At 58.0% G+C, this 19294-nt stretch carries 17 protein-coding genes and 1 pseudogene; 7 read left to right on the forward strand and 11 right to left on the reverse strand.

All coding sequences use genetic code 11. The features are described from left to right. The first annotated feature begins 176 nt into the window (after positions 1 to 176). Positions 177 to 5084: an NAD-glutamate dehydrogenase gene (locus QFX16_RS13815; protein WP_283184355.1), complete on the forward strand. Its 4908-nt coding sequence runs from the start codon at positions 177 to 179 to the stop codon at positions 5082 to 5084. Between the two features lie 171 nt (positions 5085 to 5255). On the opposite strand, the gene QFX16_RS13820 is transcribed toward QFX16_RS13815, so the two are convergent. The 4 genes from QFX16_RS13820 to pdxR form a co-directional block, all read right to left on the reverse strand. Beyond that, on the reverse strand, positions 5256 to 5966 hold the full coding sequence (locus tag QFX16_RS13820) for an ATPase (protein WP_283184356.1): 711 nt from the start codon (positions 5964 to 5966) through the stop codon (positions 5256 to 5258). 228 nt (positions 5967 to 6194) lie between these two features. Continuing rightward, positions 6195 to 6611 (reverse strand): cupin domain-containing protein, encoded by a 417-nt coding sequence (locus QFX16_RS13825; protein ID WP_283184357.1) that lies wholly within the window; start codon positions 6609 to 6611, stop codon positions 6195 to 6197. Positions 6612 to 6800: 189 nt separating this feature from the next. After that, positions 6801 to 7094 carry a putative quinol monooxygenase gene (locus QFX16_RS13830; protein WP_095128281.1) on the reverse strand — a complete coding sequence of 98 codons (294 nt, stop codon included), beginning with the start codon at positions 7092 to 7094 and terminating at the stop codon, positions 6801 to 6803. 123 nt (positions 7095 to 7217) lie between these two features. Beyond that, positions 7218 to 8651 carry a MocR-like pyridoxine biosynthesis transcription factor PdxR gene (gene pdxR, locus QFX16_RS13835; RefSeq protein ID WP_283184358.1) on the reverse strand — a complete coding sequence of 478 codons (1434 nt, stop codon included), beginning with the start codon at positions 8649 to 8651 and terminating at the stop codon, positions 7218 to 7220. A 207-nt stretch (positions 8652 to 8858) separates the two neighbouring features. On the opposite strand from pdxR, the gene QFX16_RS13840 reads away from it, so the two are divergent. From QFX16_RS13840 to QFX16_RS13850, 3 genes are all read left to right on the forward strand, one after another. Beyond that, complete coding sequence (locus QFX16_RS13840) at positions 8859 to 9299, forward strand: carboxymuconolactone decarboxylase family protein (protein WP_123364141.1); 441 nt, start codon at positions 8859 to 8861, stop codon at positions 9297 to 9299. Between the two features lie 87 nt (positions 9300 to 9386). Next, a complete protein-coding gene (locus QFX16_RS13845; protein WP_283184359.1) occupies positions 9387 to 10379 on the forward strand; it encodes a LysR family transcriptional regulator in 993 nt (330 codons plus the stop codon). A 37-nt stretch (positions 10380 to 10416) separates the two neighbouring features. After that, positions 10417 to 10938, forward strand: a complete 522-nt coding sequence (locus tag QFX16_RS13850) for a GNAT family N-acetyltransferase (protein WP_283184360.1) — start codon at positions 10417 to 10419, stop codon at positions 10936 to 10938. 1 nt (position 10939) lies between these two features. On the opposite strand, the gene QFX16_RS13855 is transcribed toward QFX16_RS13850, so the two are convergent. The 4 genes and pseudogenes from QFX16_RS13855 to QFX16_RS13865 all read right to left on the reverse strand — a co-directional run bounded on the left by QFX16_RS13855 (position 10940) and on the right by QFX16_RS13865 (position 14628). Further along, positions 10940 to 11632, reverse strand: a complete 693-nt coding sequence (locus QFX16_RS13855) for an aspartate/glutamate racemase family protein (RefSeq protein ID WP_283184361.1) — start codon at positions 11630 to 11632, stop codon at positions 10940 to 10942. Positions 11633 to 11745: 113 nt separating this feature from the next. Then, positions 11746 to 12003: pseudogene (locus QFX16_RS29590) on the reverse strand (DUF2599 domain-containing protein). A 209-nt stretch (positions 12004 to 12212) separates the two neighbouring features. Further along, complete coding sequence (locus QFX16_RS13860; RefSeq protein WP_283184362.1) at positions 12213 to 12629, reverse strand: hypothetical protein; 417 nt, start codon at positions 12627 to 12629, stop codon at positions 12213 to 12215. Between the two features lie 619 nt (positions 12630 to 13248). After that, complete coding sequence (locus QFX16_RS13865) at positions 13249 to 14628, reverse strand: hypothetical protein (protein ID WP_283184363.1); 1380 nt, start codon at positions 14626 to 14628, stop codon at positions 13249 to 13251. A gap of 248 nt (positions 14629 to 14876) precedes the next feature. On the opposite strand from QFX16_RS13865, the gene QFX16_RS13870 reads away from it, so the two are divergent. Next, positions 14877 to 15371, forward strand: coding sequence for a hypothetical protein (locus QFX16_RS13870; protein ID WP_046046933.1), 495 nt, complete (start codon positions 14877 to 14879; stop codon positions 15369 to 15371). A gap of 192 nt (positions 15372 to 15563) precedes the next feature. On the opposite strand, the gene QFX16_RS13875 is transcribed toward QFX16_RS13870, so the two are convergent. Beyond that, entirely contained in the window at positions 15564 to 15785 is a 222-nt protein-coding gene (locus tag QFX16_RS13875) for a cbb3-type cytochrome c oxidase subunit 3 (protein WP_283184364.1), read from the reverse strand. A gap of 15 nt (positions 15786 to 15800) precedes the next feature. Continuing rightward, entirely contained in the window at positions 15801 to 17228 is a 1428-nt protein-coding gene (gene ccoN, locus QFX16_RS13880; RefSeq protein WP_283184365.1) for a cytochrome-c oxidase, cbb3-type subunit I, read from the reverse strand. A 413-nt stretch (positions 17229 to 17641) separates the two neighbouring features. On the opposite strand from ccoN, the gene QFX16_RS13885 reads away from it, so the two are divergent. Together QFX16_RS13885 and QFX16_RS13890 are read left to right on the forward strand one after the other, a co-directional pair. Further along, positions 17642 to 18193, forward strand: coding sequence for a hypothetical protein (locus QFX16_RS13885; RefSeq protein ID WP_439900118.1), 552 nt, complete (start codon positions 17642 to 17644; stop codon positions 18191 to 18193). Then, positions 18124 to 18627: a DUF934 domain-containing protein gene (locus QFX16_RS13890; RefSeq protein WP_439900119.1), complete on the forward strand. Its 504-nt coding sequence runs from the start codon at positions 18124 to 18126 to the stop codon at positions 18625 to 18627. The genes QFX16_RS13885 and QFX16_RS13890 overlap by 70 nt, the downstream gene beginning before the upstream one ends. Here QFX16_RS13890 and QFX16_RS13895 read toward each other — a convergent pair. Next, positions 18620 to 19120, reverse strand: coding sequence for a peptidase associated/transthyretin-like domain-containing protein (locus QFX16_RS13895; protein ID WP_283184366.1), 501 nt, complete (start codon positions 19118 to 19120; stop codon positions 18620 to 18622). The two genes, QFX16_RS13890 and QFX16_RS13895, sit on opposite strands and share 8 nt — an antisense overlap. Between the last annotated feature and the right edge of the window lie 174 nt (positions 19121 to 19294).

Raw genomic sequence — 19294 nt, forward strand, 5'->3', positions numbered from 1 at the left:
GTTTTTGCAGATGCCCATTCATGGAAGGTGAATGTGACCTGAGTGTCTCGTCCAGCTTCACCCACCTGTCATCCTGTTTCCTCTGCCCGAGAATCAGGAACAGGGTGACGGATTGCCCCGAAAGGGGTTTGCACGCGACGCTTCCATCAATAACAAGCCCAAGCGGAGTACCACAGATGGCGTTCTTCACCGCAGCCAGCAAAGCCGACTTCCAGCACCAACTGCAAGCGGCACTGGCCCAGCACATCAGTGAACAGGCACTGCCACAAGTGGCGCTGTTCGCGGAACAATTTTTCGGCATCATTTCCCTGGACGAGCTGACCCAGCGTCGGTTGTCCGACCTCGCCGGCTGCACCCTTTCTGCGTGGCGCCTGCTTGAGCGCTTCGATCACGCGCAACCGCAAGTGCGCGTCTACAACCCCGATTACGAACGCCACGGCTGGCAGTCGACCCACACCGCGGTCGAAGTGCTGCACCACGACCTGCCATTTCTGGTGGACTCGGTACGCACCGAGCTGAACCGTCGCGGTTACAGCATCCACACCCTGCAAACCACTGTGCTGAGCGTGCGTCGCGGCAGCAAGGGCGAGCTGCTGGAAATCCTGCCGAAAGGCACCCAGGGCGACGACGTGCTGCAAGAGTCGTTGATGTACCTGGAAATCGACCGTTGCGCCAACTCGGCCGAACTGAATGTCCTGAGCAAGGAATTGGAACAGGTTCTCGGTGAAGTCCGCGTCGCGGTCGCCGATTTCGAACCGATGAAAACCAAGGTCCAGGAAATCCTCACCGGCCTGGACAACAGCCAGTTCGCTGTCGATCCTGAAGAAAAAGCTGAAATCAAAAGCTTCCTGGAATGGCTGGTGGGCAACCACTTCACCTTCCTGGGCTATGAAGAATTCGTGGTTCGCGATGAAGCCGACGGCGGCCACATCGTCTACGACCAGGATTCCTTCCTCGGCCTGACCAAATTGCTGCGCACCGGCCTGACCTACGATGACCTGCGCATCGAAGACTACGCCGTGAACTACCTGCGCGAACCGACCCTGTTGTCGTTCGCCAAGGCTGCGCACCCAAGCCGTGTACACCGTCCGGCTTACCCGGATTACGTGTCGATCCGTGAAATCGACGCCGACGGCAACGTCATCAAGGAATGCCGTTTCATGGGCCTGTACACCTCGTCGGTGTATGGCGAGAGCGTGCGGGTCATTCCGTACATCCGTCGCAAGGTCGAAGAAATCGAACGCCGTTCCGGCTTCCAGGCCAAGGCTCACTTGGGCAAGGAACTGGCTCAGGTGGTTGAAGTGCTGCCGCGCGACGACCTGTTCCAGACCCCGGTCGACGAACTGTTTGCCACCGTGATGTCGATCGTGCAGATCCAGGAACGCAACAAGATTCGCGTGTTCCTGCGTAAAGACCCGTACGGCCGCTTCTGCTACTGCCTGGCCTACGTGCCGCGCGACATCTACTCCACCGAAGTGCGTCAGAAGATCCAGCAAGTGCTGATGGATCGCCTGAAAGCCTCGGACTGCGAGTTCTGGACCTTCTTCTCCGAATCCGTGCTGGCCCGTGTGCAGCTGATTCTGCGCGTCGATCCGAAGAACCGTCTGGACATCGACCCTGTACTGCTGGAAAAAGAAGTGGTGCAAGCCTGCCGCAGCTGGCAGGACGACTACGCCAGCCTGACGGTTGAAAGTTTCGGTGAGGCCAGCGGCACCAACGTGCTGGCCGACTTCCCGAAAGGCTTCCCGGCCGGTTACCGTGAGCGTTTCGCCGCCCACTCGGCGGTTGTCGACATGCAGCACCTGCTGAGCCTGAACGAAAAAAATCCACTGGTGATGAGCTTCTATCAGCCGCTGGCTCAGGTCTCCGGCCAGCGCATGCTGCACTGCAAGCTGTATCACGCCGACACGCCGCTGGCGCTGTCCGACGTGTTGCCAATCCTGGAAAACCTCGGCTTGCGCGTGCTGGGTGAATTCCCGTATCGCCTGCGTCACAACAGCGGCCGCGAGTTCTGGATTCACGATTTCGCGTTCACCGCCGCTGAAGGCCTGGAGCTCGACATCCAGCAGCTCAACGACACCTTGCAGGACGCTTTCGTCCACATCGTGCGCGGGGATGCCGAGAACGATGCGTTCAACCGTTTGGTACTGACCGCCGGTCTGCCATGGCGCGACGTGGCGCTGCTGCGTGCCTACGCCCGTTACATGAAGCAGATTCGCCTGGGCTTCGATCTGGGTTACATCGCCAGCACCCTGAACAACCACACTGACATCGCTCGTGAGTTGACCCGGTTGTTCAAGACCCGCTTCTACCTGGCGCGCAAGCTCACCAGCGACGACCTGGAAGATAAGCAGCAACGCCTGGAACACGCGATTCTGGCCGCTCTGGACGACGTCCAAGTGCTGAACGAAGACCGTATCCTGCGTCGCTACCTGGACCTGATCAAGGCCACCCTGCGGACCAACTTCTACCAGACCGACGCGCACGGTCAGAACAAGTCCTACTTCAGCTTCAAGTTCAACCCGCACCAGATTCCAGAGCTGCCGAAGCCAGTACCGAAGTTCGAAATCTTCGTTTACTCGCCACGCGTCGAAGGCGTGCACCTGCGCTTCGGCAACGTTGCTCGCGGTGGTCTGCGCTGGTCCGACCGTGAAGAAGACTTCCGTACCGAAGTCCTGGGCCTGGTAAAAGCCCAGCAAGTGAAGAACTCAGTCATCGTGCCGGTGGGCGCCAAGGGCGGCTTCCTGCCGCGTCGCCTGCCACTGGGCGGCAGCCGTGACGAGATCGCGGCCGAGGGCATCGCCTGCTACCGCATCTTCATCTCGGGCCTGTTGGACATCACCGACAACCTGAAAGACGGCGCGCTGGTACCGCCGGCCAACGTCGTGCGTCATGACGACGATGACCCGTACCTGGTGGTGGCAGCGGACAAGGGCACTGCAACTTTCTCCGACATCGCCAACGGTATCGCCATCGACTACGGCTTCTGGCTCGGCGATGCGTTCGCATCGGGCGGCTCGGCCGGTTACGACCACAAGAAAATGGGCATCACCGCCAAGGGCGCGTGGGTTGGCGTTCAACGTCACTTCCGCGAACGCGGCATCAATGTTCAGGAAGACAACATTACGGTGGTCGGCGTCGGCGACATGGCCGGTGACGTGTTCGGTAACGGCTTGTTGATGTCCGACAAGCTGCAACTGGTCGCAGCGTTCAACCACCTGCACATCTTCATCGACCCGAACCCGGAGCCGGCCAACAGCTTCGCCGAGCGTCAGCGCCTGTTCGACCTGCCGCGTTCGGCCTGGTCGGATTACGACACCAGCATCATGTCCGAAGGCGGCGGGATCTTCTCCCGTAGCGCGAAAAGCATCGCGATTTCCCCGCAGATGAAAGAGCGCTTCGACATTCAGGCTGACAAGCTGACCCCGACTGAACTGCTGAACGCCTTGCTCAAGGCACCGGTGGATCTGTTGTGGAACGGCGGTATCGGTACTTACGTCAAAGCCAGCAGCGAAAGCCACGCCGATGTCGGCGACAAGGCCAACGATGCACTGCGCGTGAACGGCAACGAACTGCGCTGCAAAGTCGTGGGCGAGGGCGGTAACCTCGGTATGACCCAGCTGGGTCGTGTCGAATTCGGCCTCAATGGCGGCGGTTCCAACACCGACTTCATCGACAACGCCGGTGGTGTGGACTGCTCCGACCACGAAGTAAACATCAAGATTCTGCTGAACGAAGTGGTTCATGCCGGTGACATGACCGACAAGCAACGTAACCAGTTGCTGGCGAGCATGACCGACGAAGTCGGAAACCTGGTGCTTGGCAACAACTACAAGCAGACTCAGGCCCTGTCCCTGGCGGCCCGTCGTGCCTTGCCGCGGATTGCCGAATACAAGCGTCTGATGAACGATCTCGAAGGCCGCGGCAAGCTGGATCGCGCCATCGAGTTCCTGCCGGCTGAAGAGGCGATCAACGAGCGCATCGCGGCGGGCCATGGCCTGACCCGTGCCGAGCTTTCGGTGCTGATCTCTTACAGCAAGATCGACCTCAAGGAAGCGCTGCTCAATTCCCAGGTGCCGGACGACGACTACCTGACACGCGACATGGAAACCGCTTTCCCGCCGACCCTGGTGAGCAAGTTCTCCGACGCCATGCGCCGTCACCGTCTGAAGCGTGAGATCGTCAGCACCCAGATCGCGAACGATCTGGTCAACCACATGGGCATCACCTTCGTTCAACGACTGAAAGAGTCGACCGGCATGAGCCCGGCGAACGTGGCCGGTGCTTACGTGATCGTGCGTGACATCTTCCACCTCCCGCACTGGTTCCGGCAGATAGAGGCCCTGGACTACCAGGTTTCCGCTGACGTGCAACTGGAACTGATGGATGAGCTGATGCGTCTGGGCCGTCGCGCTACGCGCTGGTTCCTGCGCAGCCGTCGCAACGAGCAGAATGCTGCCCGTGACGTCGCGCACTTCGGTCCACATCTGGCCGCGCTGGGCCTCAAGCTCGACGAACTGCTGGAAGGCCCGACTCGCGAAGGCTGGCAGACCCGTTATCAGGCTTACGTTGCGGCTGGCGTTCCTGAGTTGCTGGCGCGCATGGTTGCAGGCACCACTCACCTGTACACCTTGCTGCCGATCATCGAAGCGTCCGACGTGACCGGTCAGAACGCAGCCGACGTGGCGAAGGCTTACTTCGCCGTGGGCAGCGCGCTGGACATCACCTGGTACCTGCAACAGATCAGCGCTCTGCCGGTTGAAAACAACTGGCAGGCCCTGGCCCGTGAAGCGTTCCGCGATGACGTCGACTGGCAACAACGTGCGATCACCATCTCCGTCCTGCAACAGGGCGACGGCACCCAGGACGTGGAAACACGCCTGGAGCTGTGGATGGAAGAGCACGAAGGCATGATCGAACGCTGGCGCGCCATGCTGGTAGAAATCCGTGCCGCCAGCGGCACTGATTACGCCATGTATGCGGTGGCCAACCGTGAGTTGCTGGATCTGGCGTTGAGCGGTCAAGCGGTAGTGCCAGTCACTGCCACTAGCACTGCCAGCGCTGAGTTGGAACCGGCGGCCTGATCAGGCGCTGAATGAAAAAGCCCCGTCTCGAAAGAGGCGGGGCTTTTTTTGCCTGAAGGTTTTGTACCGTCTGGTCGGGCCCCATCGCGAGCAGGCTCGCTCCCACATTGGTTTTGCGTCGTACATAGAACTAATGTGGGAGCGAGCCTGCTCGCGAAGGAGCCATCAACCTCAATACAACTTTGTGCCTATATTATTATCGATCATCGACACTTTAGCTGTCGGCCTGGTCAATAAATTACTGAGCGACTGGTCAAACTTCTGCAAGGCCCGAACTTGCACATTCTGTTGTTCGTTAATGTCGGCAACTATCTCTTCGCTGCGTTTATAGTCCGCCCATACCGGGCTCAGTTCTTTAGCGTCATGCCCTTGTGCAGTGCCGATGTAGTTCAAGTTGGTATCGTAGAACGCTGCGCTGACATTCGCGCTGATATCCGAACTGCGCGACGTCATCAGTTGACTGCGCGTGTCGACGACGGCAACCACGTCCGGTTTAGCGGCCCTGAGACTTTGCATGTCCGGGTACACCGTCACCGATCCAAATTGACGTTGCAAGGACGCCTTGACCCAGTCCACCGCCAGGTCGGGTTTTGAGGTGGCGACGTAGGCATCGTGGATCGGCTGCACCAGCAGGCTTTGGCCGAAACCGGTGCCGGCGTTGGCCTGGTAATCCTGAAGGTAGGCGCGGTTGGTCTGAGTGTTGCGGCTGTAGACGATGCCCAGGGACACGTTGCTGCCATTGGCGACACGCGTGGCACTGCTGCGGCCGACCGGCTCGGTGAAGATGCCGTCGAGCGAAGAAACAGCCTTTGGTGCAGTGGGTATTGAACAGCCCGTTAAAAGAATCGTCATCGTCATGGTGCTGACAAGTGCAAGTTTCATGGTGTTTCTCCCGTGAAACAACTTGAATCGGAAAGTTAATAGGCCGGACACAGTCGGCGGAGATTCCAGACTAAACCTGTCGTCACTGAATGAAATGGCCAATCACCGCACTTGTCAGGTGGCTACTAGTTTTGTTTGGTTTAAAAGGCCCTGGTTAATTGCGCCGGGAAATAAAAAGGCCCGAATGCTTAATTCGGGCCTGATTATTTATGGCTGGCGCAACAGCTATCAGTTTTCCAAAGGGATCAATACTTTTTCGTCGGGCGCTAACACCATAAACACCAACAGTTTGGCGGGTTTAGTGGTACTGGCATTTTTCGAGACCAAATGCTCCGAACCGGCCGGTTCGTACCAGTATTCACCGGCCTTGTAAGTGATCGCCTTTTCACCTTTGACCTGGGAGATGATTTCTCCCGAAATGACGTAAGCCATGGCCGTGCCCTCGTGCTTGTGGGCGATGGACGACTGGCCGGGCAGATAGTCGACCTCGATCATCAGCGCTTTTTTATTGGGCACGTTTTTCAACATCTGGTCCTGCAACACGGTGACCTTTTCCGAAGGGGCGGCTTCATGAGCGAATGCCGTGGCGGAAAAGGTCAGGGCCAGGGCGGCGAGGGGCGCAGCACAGTAGCGGAAGGCGTTCATGGGTTATCACCTGCTGTGGTTAGTGTCAGGCACCACAGTAAGTCTCGGTCAATGCCAATCAAACAGCCAATTTTCGTGAAGGCGAGGGGACCAATCATGCGCGTTGAAAAAACAAGATCGCCGCCTCCAGCCACTTCTGCAGGGGTACCCATAGCCCTGTAGGAGTGGCCGAAGGCGGCGACCTAATTTTTAAACGATAGGAAAGCTGTTGAAATCGACGGCGTTGGCCAGGCGGCTGTCGATCAGGCCGATAAAGCCTTGTACTTCAGGGCAGTTGAAATGCATTTGCATGGCCGCTTCCGATTGCCAGCGGGCGCTGACAGTCCAGCGGTTGTCGTCCTCGGGGCAGCGGTCGACCATATAGGAATCGCAGCCCGGTAGTTCGCGCAGGGTGTCGACAATCTTTTGCAGTTGCTTGCCCAGTTCGTCCGAGCGGCCGGCAGCGGCCTGCACCTTAACGGTATTGATCACTTCGTTGGACATTGCTCACACTCCTGAATCAGGCCGGACGAATCCTGCTCATTGAGGGATAACGCTTATGCAGGATAGGCCTGCATCCCCGGACCACCAATAGCCAATCACGGGATAAAAACGCAGACCAATCTGTCAGGCGACCTGCTGCAAAATGTCCCGCAGGCGGTCCAGGGCGATGTCGATGTCCAGGGTTTCAATGGCGCCAAAACCCAGGAAAAGCCCGGCCTGCGGCGCTTGCTGGTAGAAAAAACTACTGATGGGGTAGAGCCCGACTTCGACTTTTTTTGCCAATTCGATCACCAATGGAATATCGATAGACACTTTGCACATAACCACCATGTGGAACCCGGCGGTGGTCGGGACAGCCTCTAGCCACGGTGACAGATCGCCAGCCATGCGCTCGAGGATCCGCTCACGACGCCCGGCATAGATCGCATGGCAGCGCCGAATGTGCTTGAGCAGACAGCCTTCGGCGATGAACTTGGCCAGCGCCCATTGGGGCAGGGTGGAGGTGTGCAGATCGGTGAGTTGCTTGGCGCGAATGACCGCGTCGAGAATCGCTGGCGGCAGGATTGCATAACCCAGGCGCAGCTCCGGTAGCAGAGTTTTCGAAAAGGTCCCGACGTAGGCGACAATGCCGCGTTCGTCCATGTTTTGCAGCGAGTCGGTGGGCCGGCCTTCGTAGCGGAATTCGCTGTCGTAATCGTCCTCGATGATGATCGCGCCCAACTCATGAGCCCGCTCCAGCAGCGCCACCCGGCGCGCTTGGCTCATTGGCATGCCGAGCGGGAACTGGTGGGACGGCGTGACGTAGATCAGCCGGGTGCCAAGGGGGATTTTGTCCACCTGAATGCCTTCCGCATCCACCGGGACGCCGATCACCGTGGCGCCGTGGGTACCGAACAACAGGCGTGCGGGCGGATAGCCGGGGTCTTCCATGGCGACAATGCTGCCAGGACGCGTGAGCACCCGGGAGATCAAGTCCAGCGCCTGTTGCGCGCCGTTGCACACCACAACGTCTTCGTCCTGGCAATTGACCCCGCGGGAAAACGCGATGTGCCGGGCGATCGCATTACGCAGCGCCGGCAGGCCTTCGGGCATGCTGTAGAAGCCCTTGGACGCAGCGATTTGGCGCAAGGCGTGAGCGGTGCAGCGCCGCCAGTCATCCTGGGGGAACTGGCCCTTGCTGGTGGCGCCGCCGATGAAGTCGTAGCGCAACGAGCCTTCCAGCGTTGGATGGCGCAGGAACACCGGCAGGTTGCGCCAGGACTCGATGACCTCGGCACTGGCCAACTCCGAATGACTCTGTTTACGGGTGGTTTTCGCCGGTCGGGCGTTGACGTAGGTGCCTTTGCCGATGACCCCGGTGAGGAAGTTTTCGTAGGTCAGCTGCGTGTAGGTGTCGGAAATGGTCTTGCGGGAAATGCCCAGTTGTTCAGCCAGCAAACGACTGGGCGGTAGCTGCGTTCCGGCTGCCAGACGACCGGATTCGATGGCGCTGCGCAGTTGGTTATACAACTGGCCTGCCAGGTCCTTGCGGCCGTTTATGACAACGTGAAGTTCCATACCGGCGAGGCTCCTGGGGCGATTGAGGCGCGTGTGCGTCGGGCCAGATTACCCGCATGAGCGCCTGCGAAAAAGTTGCGTGGGCGAAAAACCTCCGATTGGTCTGGTGCCTGAGTGGTCCACGGGTATTTCGCAGAATTGGATCTGTAACGCCCGCGTATCAACGCCTACCTTGGGAGGCACACATTTGATCCACGAGGTCACTCCATGAACGCCCGCCTGGATTACTACAGCGCATCGCCCAAAGCGATGAAAGCGATGATTGCCATGGAGGCGTTGACCAGCAACCTCAGCATCGAGCCGGCCTTGCTGCACTTGATCAAGATCCGTGCGTCGCAACTCAATGGCTGCGCTTTTTGCACCGACATGCACTCGGTGGATGCCCGGCGACTCGGCGAGACTGACCGTCGTTTGTATTCGATCGTGGTCTGGCGCGACAGCGGCTTCTTCAATGCGCGAGAACGCGCGGCGCTGGCCTGGACCGAAGCCGTCACCTTGCTCTCTGAAAACCATGTGCCGGACGAGGTCTACGCGCAGGCCCGGGAGCAGTTCAACGAAGGCGAGATGGTCGACCTGACCATCGCCGTCACCACGATCAACAGCTGGAATCGCCTGGCGGTGAGTTTTCGGCAAACTCCTGGCGGCTGAATCGATTTTCCGCCCCGAATGTCACATCAGGTTCATAAACGCTGCGCAGGATGAGGCTTTCAAGGACAGATCGACAGGGAGTCAGCGATGCCATTTATGGAAACCACGGATCGTCAGCAAGTTGCCGAGTACCGCTCGCCCGTAGAAAAAACCTCATCCTGGCGCGCACTGGCGGCAGGGATCGATCCGGTACTGGCGCAGTCTTTTCGGGTCAGTGCCCGTTGCGGCTGTTTCATGCAAGCGGCCCGCAGTCTCAACATCAAGGCCACCCAGCTGCGCAAACACTTGGCGCAGCTCGAAGCGCAACTGCAGTGTTCGCTATTCAGCCACTCAGAGAATGGCGTTGCCCTCAGTCGTGAAGGATTGCAGCTGCAATCGCAGTTGATTGCCCTGGCCCACGAGCGCGACTTGCCGGTGATCGAACAGCCGTTGATTCGCCTGGCCGTCGCCGAATCGGTCCTGCATGACATTCTCGGTCGCGATCTGGTGGCCTTGTTGCGGCGCAATGCCAGCGTGCGTCTGGACATCATCACCCTGGACAGCGAACTGTCCCTGCAAGCGGTCAGTTCCGATGTGGTGCTGTGGCTGTCCGGCACCGATTCACCGCTGCCAGGCCCGAGTTTTGCGGTCAGCGAGCCCCGGCGTCTGGCGCGGCTCGACTACTTGCCCCACATCGCCAAACGTTATTCACGGGTCGCGTCGCGGCCAGGCAGCCTCGACGACTTGACGGATTTCCTGCTGGTGCAATGGCAGCATGACCGTCAGGTCGACTGTTTTCGGCCGTGGAATACCCTCGTGGACCAGCGCCTGGCCGGAGTGGTGCAGTTGCATTCCTATGAGCTGATGCTGGAGATGATCCGTTGCAGCGCCTGCATTGGCCTGCTGCCCGGATACATCAGCCGCTTCGACCGGGGCCTGATTGAATTGCCGGGGCTGTTCAGTCAACCGATGCAGCGCCAGGTATGGATGGCGGTCAATGCCGAGTCCGAGGGGCAATCGCAGGTGCAGATGATCGTCGAGCTGATCCAGAACACCTTCGAAGAGCGGCGGGAGTGGTTCGAACAACCTACGGCGGTATAGAGTGGGCGGCCATGTCTGTATCAAGGATGAATCACCCATGCCCGCCACTGACGCTGTCATTTCCCTTGAACGGTTCAACGAATCCCACATCGACGGCATTACCGCGCTCTACAACGACACGGCCATTACCCGTCAGGTGCTGCAAATGCCGTTTCAGTCCGCGGAAGTCTGGCGCAAACGCCTGGCGCCGGACAACGAGCGTGTGGTGCAACTGGTGGCGCTGCATAAAGGGACGGTCATCGGCAATATTGGCCTGGAACAGTTTTCACGGATCCGCCGCAGCCATGCCGGCAATCTCGGCATGGGCGTCGCGGTGGCCTGGCAGGGCAAGGGCGTTGGCTCGAAGTTGTTGGCAGCGGCGCTGGACATCGCCGACAACTGGATGAACCTGCAACGGCTCGAACTTTCGGTCTACGCCGACAACGAAGCCGCCATCGGCCTGTATCGCAAGTTCGGCTTCGACACCGAAGGGCTGTTTCGCGACTACGCCGTGCGTGATGGCGGATGGGTCGATGCCTTGAGCATGGCGCGCCTGCGTCGCACACCCAAGGCCGGTTGAGTCACTCGCCCAACGCGAACGCCACCGCCGCCTGCGCATGCAGTTCGGTGGTGTCGAGCAAGGGCAGGGCGCTATGCTCGGGTTTGATCAGCAGGCCGATTTCCGTGCAACCGAGGATGATTGCCTGGGCGCCACGTCGGGTCAGTGATTCGATGACCTGCTGATACACCTTGCGTGACGCCTCGCTGACCACCCCGACGCACAACTCGTCATAGATGATCCGGTGAACGGCCTGACGTTCATCGGCCTCCGGCACCAGTACGGTCAGGCCCATTGAAGTCAGGCGCTCCTTGAGAAAATCCTGCTCCATGGTGAACGCTGTGCCGAGCAATCCAATCTTCAGCGCACCAGCCTCGATGGCAGCTTGACCCGCCGGGTCGGCGATGTGCAGAAATGGAATACTGATCGCTGCCTGAATCTGCCCGGCCACTTTGTGCATAGTGTTGGTGCACAACACCACGCAATCGGCACCACCGGCCTGCAACCGCTTCGCCGCATCCACCAGAATCGCCGCCGCATCGTCCCAGCGCCCGGCATGCTGGGCCTGTTCGACAGGGCCAAAGTCGACGCTGTACATTAGCAATTTCGCCGAACGCAACGGCCCGAGCCGGTCGCGCACCTGCTGATTGATGAGACGGTAATACTCGGCGCTGGACTCCCAGCTCATGCCGCCGATAAGGCCGATGGTGCGCATTGGTTTTCCTCAAGCTATGGCCTGCATTGACAGGCTTGGCTTGGGAGTTTCGATGTGTTCAAGGGCAGATGCCAGTGAAAAATAAACTGTAACGCTCATCTTTCGGAGAAGTGTCATGGTGCCTTTTCAGGCAAGGGGATGACATGGTTGCACCCGGCGGCCAACGTCTTCTCATACCCCACATCAGGTCGCCACGGTTCCAGGTTTCATTGCGGTTTGTCTCTTGCTATCGCCAGATGGCAACTCAATTGATGGCGCATGCCATGGGTGCTTTTCCAATAGCGGCTGTTGGAATAGTCGCGGGTGAGTTCGTCCCACAAGTAGGGCGTCCCTTCTGGCGGTGTCCGCCTCGCACAAGGTGTGGGTGTAATAGAAAATGACTACTCATAGTCCCGACAAATCCACTGTGCACCTTCCACGTATTTCACACAGCGTTCCGCAATAATGATGTAGCTGTCAGGCGTGTCCTTTGCATTTTGCGCATAAAGGGATGCACTTAAGCCCGACATCAACCCGACGCCTATCAGGGAATGACGGTTAGAGTTCAGGGCTATACCAAGAGAGCGCCACGGTAGACTGTTCATTGAGTTACCACTTGATCGGCGGCGACGTAGGTGAATGTCGCTGTACCGGCTGCGCTGGAGGGCGGAGTCAGTCGAATGATAGGTACAACAATTTTTGGATTGGTCGAGTTGTAAAAATCTCGTTGATTGTATTGTGCGTCTGGCAGCCCTTGGTTATTACCACCTGCAATGAAAAAGAACGCCATGATGGGAAGGGTGTTGGCTCGACCCGCATGCCAGGTCCGTATAATTATTTCGTTATGTTCGTTGAATCCAGTAGTGCCCAGCATGGGTTTTGCCAGCACGGACTGGTAAAACGCGGGTCCTGCTAATGTATTGCGGTCATCCGTGACGTCGAAACCACATTGGCGCAAGTTTGGGTTGCCCCCCCCCGGTGTATTCCATACGCCCACCGCTTGGGCTGCGGTGGTCACACCGGCATCCTGGCAGCGTTTGCTTTGCACAGGAAAAGTGGCGGACGGTCCGCAAACTTCGGTTGCGCTTCGATGCCAACCCCATGCATCCATCGGGTATGAGCACAGGTACTGCAACTGATCTTTGCCTGCGGGCTGTTCGAGAAAGGGGTAAAGGATGTAGCCGTTTCCATAACCCCATGCGAGTCGCCCGAAGTTTGCATCGGCCCTCAAGTACGAGAATGATACTCCGCCACTTTTTACCGACGTAGGGCTAGGGTCCCAGACTTTATACTGTCCTGCAGGATCCCTCACCGTGACCCTGAGTGTTACACCGGAGCACAGGAACCCCGGTTGTGAATCTACCTTGTTACAGTTAGGAAATTTCCGCCCATAAAGCGTCGTAAGTTGGGTTGCTATGTGCTGACCCTGCAACGTGCTGGACTGCACCGCTGCCTCGTTCTCACTAGTTGAGTATGTACCGACCTGGCTGCAACCCACCATGAGTGCAGTTAGAAGAAGTGCGACTGTTTTGTTCATTGCAAAAAACTCGTTAAATAGTTAGCGGTAGGGCGTAACGCCAATTACGTGATCGGCGTTGCAATGCATTTAAGTTGCAGCAAACGTTATAGGTGGGTGGTTATAAAGTGATTCTCAAGCACCACGAAAAAATGATAGGTTCGAGAGTTCCTGTCTTTCTCAGGGTGTAGTTGATAAGTGCTGGGCGTCCTTTGTTTTCAGTTATCCAGCTTTGAGGGACAGTTATGTTGGTATAGTTAGATTGAACAATCGGAATTTCATCACTGTAACGGGTCACTACTCCGAACCATGCCAGTCGTACCTTGTAGGCGCCATCAAGGGTCGGATAATAGGCTCTCGCATTGAGTTTATCTGAAGATAAGGTAGGTTCCGGAAGATGGTGTTTTTGTCCCGTGATCGCAATATGCAGTTTTTTGGAAGGTAGGTCTTCAGTTGTGTTTGGTAGTCTGACGGTATAGGCGATTTCTGCGACGCGGCTAATCGTGTCTACAACTTCCAGACGAGGGATCTTGAAGGTCAACGTTTGCCCTGAATGACTGACTGTTTGAATGTCGCTTCCATAGGTGCTGTTACGACCAAGCCAGTACACTTTGACGGTTTGTTGTGGGGCGGAGCCGATATAAGCCACTTGAACTGTTGCAAATGCGGCTTCGTAAAAATCTTTTACGAAGTTCAATCGTGTCCCCCCCGATTCTTTAGCTTCCAGCAATTTGGGTGGCAGCAGATTAATAGGGACAGGCTTGTCCTTGAGGTGTACGTCCACCTCCAAGGCCGCGGATGGGCCAGATGGATTGCCTAGTTGATCAGTGACCGCGTACTGGAACGGTGTTCGTGGGTTGTCGCCGGTTTTTTCAAACGTAGCGGTGTAGAGCGTCTCGGTTACAACCGGACTGCCTGGAAGGGCTTCGCCGGGAGAAACTTTATGATCAACATAGGTTGTGCCCACGGTCAGGCGAATATCGTCATGGGCGCGTTTATTGGGATAGTCGAACCCGACCACGACACCGCGCTCTGCCTGGGCTTTATCCACTCCGTTGGTCTGCACATCGGCGGAGACCTGAACCTTGCGCGCCGAATGGCCGGGTTCACCTGGTGCAAGGGTATGGTAGAGAACTTTTAATTTCCGGGACTCTTCGGGTGTTGTCTGACCAACCCTCCGCACCTTGTAGAAGATCTCGTTGACACCTTCGTGAAGGATGCCTTTAGGGATGTGCAGTTGAACACGATCGTTTTCCTTGCCAGGCTCAATGTTTTTGCCAGTTACGGGGGTTGCTCTGCCGTCCACATACAGATCAACGCGGTCGTTGGGCGCCGCATTGAGCCAAGGATCCATAATGCATAAGAGACCCTCAAGATGTTCGTTGAAGAGGGAAAGGGGAATGCCCCCCTGTGGATTGGAATCATGAATGACCGGAGTTTTCCATCCCGGGATGATTACCGGATATAGGGTCAGAACATTGTTGTTGGTTTGGTTATCCATCACCTGTCTCCTTGAGCGTGACTTTCACCATCCCGGCAGTTTAGGTGGCGGGTCTATCAAACACCGGCTCAAGCGAGTTGGCTACTGTCACATCTGACAGGTAAAGTCGTATAAATTGTGTTTTTCGCTACCGTTTGTCGTAATTTTCAGTGCCGTGCATTCATCAGTCTTCGTTTTAATTGAACAGTCCTGTGCTCAATCTGCCATGCTCAAAAACCGCAGCACCGCTTCAACAAAGGAACACCGCAATGGACGACGTACAGCAATTGGGTGAGATGCTTCGCCATTACGCAGAAAGCGAAGCGCACAAGAAGCAACTGTTCGAGTCGCAATCGGCCGTGTGGGCGACGCGCATTGGTGAACTGTTCGATCAGATCCAGCAATGGCTGGAACCGGTCCAGGCGCCGAATCTGCTAGAGGTGAGCCGCGAGGCGTATGTCGCCTCGGGGCCAAGCGTTCCGGTCGAGACGTCGACCTTCAAGACCGAGAAGCTGTCCATTGTGATCGCCGGTAAACCGGTGGAGTTTGTGCCGGATGTGATGGGTGCCGGTGGTCAGATTTCACTGGCCGTGATGGGCCTGACGGCCGCGCGGTACGGCAGCATTTCGCTGGTGTGCCTGCCGCCGTCCAGCAGCTGGCAATGGCGCAAGACCAACGGCTTGAAAGACCCGGATACCTTTGCGTTCGATGCGAACTTTTTGGCGCAGCAGTTGCAGAGCCTGATTCCCCGCGAACGCAGCTAAGGTCAAGCGCCACCCCTCACCCCAACCCTCTCCCCAGAGGGGAGAGGGGAAAGGGAGCCGATCTCCGTGCCTTTCAAGACCAGAGTTCGGCTCGATATTTCAGGTCGATGTAAATTGAAAGAACACCTCGGTCAGTCCCCTCTACCCCCTGGGGAGAGGGTTAGGGTGAGGGGTGGCCTTAGCTGACTCCCCTCAAATCTCCAAATCCCCCCAACCAGGTTTTGCTTCTTCCGGCGCAACGGCCTTCACGGTCTTGCCCGTCGCCAACTCCACCCGCCGCGCCACCTCCGGGTCATCGGCAAACGGAATCAGACTAGCTTCATCCAGACTTTCTGTCGTCTGGTGTTTCAGACAGTATTCAACCGCCAGGCAAAGCCCCGTCACGCCCAACACATTCAGCACGACCTCAATCATCTCAAGCTCCTTGCCTCAGGCAATCTGCGCGTCGCACTCGGCCATTTCGACGTCCGAAACCCGCACCGTGCGCCAGACGTTGTAAGCCATCAGCAACATGCCGCTGAGGAAGAACACACCGCCGGCGAAGCGCACCACGAACCCTGGATGGCTGGCCTGCAAGGCTTCGACGAAGGAATAAGTCAGCGTGCCGTCGTCGTTGATCGCGCGCCACATCAGGCCTTGGGTGATGCCGTTGACCCACATTGAGGCGATGTACAACACCGTGCCGATGGTCGCCAGCCAGAAGTGCAGGTTGATCAGCGGCGTGCTGTGCATCTGCTCGCGGCCGAAGACTTTCGGGATCATGTGGTACAGCGAACCGAAGGTGATCATTGCCACCCAACCCAGAGCGCCGGCGTGGACGTGGCCGATGGTCCAGTCGGTGTAGTGGGAGAGGGCGTTGACCGTTTTGATCGCCATCATCGGCCCTTCGAAAGTCGACATCCCGTAGAAGGCCAGGGACAACACCAAAAAGCGCAGGATCGGGTCGGTGCGCAATTTATGCCAGGCCCCCGACAGCGTCATCATGCCGTTGATCATCCCACCCCAGCTCGGTGCCAGCAGGATCAGCGACATCGCCATGCCCAGTGACTGCGCCCAATCCGGTAGCGCGGTGTAATGCAAATGGTGCGGGCCGGCCCAGATGTACAGGGTGATCAGCGCCCAGAAATGCACGATCGACAACCGATAGGAATACACCGGCCGCCCGACCTGTTTCGGCACGAAGTAGTACATCATCCCGAGGAACCCGGTGGTCAGGAAGAAACCCACTGCGTTGTGCCCGTACCACCACTGCACCATGGCGTCGGTCGCCCCGGAGTACACCGGGTAGGACTTGAACCAGTCCACCGGAATCGCCAGGTGATTGACCACGTGCAGCATCGCGATGACCACGATAAACGCGCCGAAGAACCAGTTGCCGACGTAGATGTGTTTGGTCTTGCGTTGCACCACGGTGGTGAAAAACACGATGGCGTAAGCGACCCAGACCACCGTCATCCACACCGCGCCGGAGAATTCGATCTCGGCGTATTCCTTGGTGGTGGTGTAGCCCAGCGGCAGGGTGATCAGCATCACCACGATCACCGATTGCCAACCCCAAAAAGTGAACGCGGCAAGCTTGTCCGAATACAGCCGCACCTGGCAGGTGCGCTGCACCGCGTAGTAACTGGCGGCGAATTGCGCGCTGCCGGAAAAGCCGAAAATTACCAGGCTGGTGTGCAGCGGGCGCAAGCGGCCGAAGGTGGTCCACGGCAGGTCGAGGTTCATCTGCGGCCACACCAGTTGCGAGGCGATCCACACCCCCATCGCCATCCCCAAGACACCCCAAACCACGGTTGCCACGACGAATTGGCGGACGACCTTGTAGTTATAGGCCTGTCCGATTGTTGCTGTGCTCATGGTCAATGCTTCCACGGTTGCAAAGTCTTGCCAGGCCACCCGGACTGGCATGTCGTCCACTGTAGAAACCCTGCCAGAAACAAAACAGACTCAGAAAAACCGAGTTTATGCGGATCAGATAAAGCGCATGCGTGTGGTGATCAGCCGCAGTCTGATACGGTTTTTTAGTATTTAGCTGAATCTGTAACGTACTGCGCCGCAGGTCCATAGTCGCTACCACAAGCACCGCCAACCCCGTAGCAGCTGTCGAGCACCGCGAGGCTCGGGCCGCGTTCGGACGCAGCAGTCGCGAAATCAAGCGACTCGGTGGGTCAGGTAAACCGGGTACACAGGGTTTACGACTGCTACGTCCGAACGCGGCCCGAGCCGAACGCAGCCTCGCGGTGCTCGACAGCTGCTACGGGGCAGAACAAATGATCGACCCGCGGCCGCTGACGGAAATCCTCCGGCAGTGGTCGACCATCAACCCGGAATTCCTGTTTCTGCCGCGCAAGTTCAAGATCGCCATCTGCTCGGCGGAGCAGGACCGGGCGACGATCATGATGCATGACATCGGCCTCTATCTTTACCCGGGTGACGACGGGCAAATGCTGCTGCGGGTCATCGTTGGCGGCGGGTTGGGGCGCACGCCGATCCTTGGTTTACAGATTCGCGAGGGATTGCCGTGGCAACACCTGCTGTCCTACGTCGAAGCGGTGCTGCGGGTCTACAACCGCCACGGTCGGCGCGACAACAAGTACAAGGCGCGGATCAAGATTCCGGTCAAGGCGGTGGGCATCGAAGCCTTTGCCCGGGAAACCGCGCTCTGGCGGACACCGACCTCGATTTCGGCACACGCCTGTCCGAAAACCCGGCCTTCGCCCGTTGGGTGTCGCGCAACGTTCAGCCGCACAAAGTGCCGGGCTACGCCAGCGTGGTGTTGTCGACCAAACCGGGCATTGCCTCACCGCCGGGTGATGCAGTGATTCTGCCGTTGGCCCGTTGGCTTGAAGGTCCACCGCAAAAGGGCGTGTGGTTGGGGCCGGACGATGAGGTGGAAAGCCTAAAGCCGTGGTTTTCACACTTGTCGTTGATTGCCCTGGGTTTTCCGAGTTTCCGTGATGGTCGCGGTTACAGCCAGGCGTACTTGCTGCGCACTCGATTGGGCTGGACGGGCGAGTTGCGCGCCGTCGGCGATGTACCGCGCGATCAACTCAGCCACATGCGTCAATGCGGGTTCGACAGCTTTGCGGTGCGTGAAGACAAGTCCGCCGAAGATGCGCTCACGGGGCTGGCCGGGATGAGCGTGCTGTATGGGCGTTCGGTGATTGAGCCGCGGCCGTTTTTCGACGGCGTCAGTAGAACGCCAGTGAGGATGGCGCATCCTGTAGAGCAGGACGCGCCGAGCGCTGTCAGTTGATACGGACCAGAGCAGCGCGATCGCTTGGAGAAAGCTGATCAATTTCGAGCAGTGTGAGGCTTTTTGGCGCTTCACCAGGCAGTGGGCTGCCGAGATTGCCCGCAGCGTCGGTGGGAAGTTTGTACATCGCGCCAGTGAGTGGATCGACAACGAGCATGCCAATCAACCCACCGAACAACAGGTTGCCCCAGTACCAGCCACTCATGCTGGTTTCCAGCGTAGCGCTGCTATCGGCATAACCTTCTTTCTTAAAGGTGATGGTGTAGGCCTCACCTTTGAAGTAGCCACGACCTGAAGGCAGGGTAACGGTATTGGGCGTGGAACCGTTATGTACGACGACTCCGTCCTTGTTCTTGATGGTGAAGTCGGCACCGCTTGGAGTGCTCGACACGTTCACTGGGTATTTGCTGTCGCCAACAATGCTTGCACAGCCCGAAGTCAGCAGTGTGGCGGTCAGGGCTGAAACGGTGAACAGCGTGCGGAGAGCTTTCATTGATGATCCTTGAGACCGGTATTTGCCGTCATTGGCCGAGGTACGCTTCATGTCGCCTCGTTGTGATTATTGGGGGCTGACTGCCCGGCGCGGACTCTAGCATTAATGGCAGTGCGCCATCATCCAGAACTCAAATTAATTCGATTTAGTCGCACACCGTGGGAAATGTTGTGT

Origin of the sequence: Pseudomonas svalbardensis (assembly GCF_030053115.1) — a bacterium.
Lineage (GTDB): Bacteria > Pseudomonadota > Gammaproteobacteria > Pseudomonadales > Pseudomonadaceae > Aquipseudomonas > Aquipseudomonas svalbardensis.

What these genes read in the sequence shown, in the direction of transcription:
- QFX16_RS13815 (WP_283184355.1), top strand. Translation starts at nt 177, where the DNA reads ATGGCGTTCTTCACCGCAGCCAGCAAAGCCGACTTCCAGCACCAACTG.
- QFX16_RS13885 (WP_439900118.1), top strand. Translation starts at nt 17,642, where the DNA reads ATGATCGACCCGCGGCCGCTGACGGAAATCCTCCGGCAGTGGTCGACC.
- QFX16_RS13820 (WP_283184356.1), bottom strand. Translation starts at nt 5,966, where the DNA reads ATGAAACTTGCACTTGTCAGCACCATGACGATGACGATTCTTTTAACG.
- ccoN (WP_283184365.1), bottom strand. Translation starts at nt 17,228, where the DNA reads ATGAGCACAGCAACAATCGGACAGGCCTATAACTACAAGGTCGTCCGC.
- QFX16_RS13845 (WP_283184359.1), top strand. Translation starts at nt 9,387, where the DNA reads ATGCCATTTATGGAAACCACGGATCGTCAGCAAGTTGCCGAGTACCGC.
- QFX16_RS13870 (WP_046046933.1), top strand. Translation starts at nt 14,877, where the DNA reads ATGGACGACGTACAGCAATTGGGTGAGATGCTTCGCCATTACGCAGAA.
- QFX16_RS13830 (WP_095128281.1), bottom strand. Translation starts at nt 7,094, where the DNA reads ATGTCCAACGAAGTGATCAATACCGTTAAGGTGCAGGCCGCTGCCGGC.
- QFX16_RS13865 (WP_283184363.1), bottom strand. Translation starts at nt 14,628, where the DNA reads ATGGATAACCAAACCAACAACAATGTTCTGACCCTATATCCGGTAATC.
- QFX16_RS13825 (WP_283184357.1), bottom strand. Translation starts at nt 6,611, where the DNA reads ATGAACGCCTTCCGCTACTGTGCTGCGCCCCTCGCCGCCCTGGCCCTG.
- pdxR (WP_283184358.1), bottom strand. Translation starts at nt 8,651, where the DNA reads ATGGAACTTCACGTTGTCATAAACGGCCGCAAGGACCTGGCAGGCCAG.
- QFX16_RS13840 (WP_123364141.1), top strand. Translation starts at nt 8,859, where the DNA reads ATGAACGCCCGCCTGGATTACTACAGCGCATCGCCCAAAGCGATGAAA.
- QFX16_RS13895 (WP_283184366.1), bottom strand. Translation starts at nt 19,120, where the DNA reads ATGAAAGCTCTCCGCACGCTGTTCACCGTTTCAGCCCTGACCGCCACA.
- QFX16_RS13850 (WP_283184360.1), top strand. Translation starts at nt 10,417, where the DNA reads ATGCCCGCCACTGACGCTGTCATTTCCCTTGAACGGTTCAACGAATCC.
- QFX16_RS13855 (WP_283184361.1), bottom strand. Translation starts at nt 11,632, where the DNA reads ATGCGCACCATCGGCCTTATCGGCGGCATGAGCTGGGAGTCCAGCGCC.
- QFX16_RS13875 (WP_283184364.1), bottom strand. Translation starts at nt 15,785, where the DNA reads ATGATTGAGGTCGTGCTGAATGTGTTGGGCGTGACGGGGCTTTGCCTG.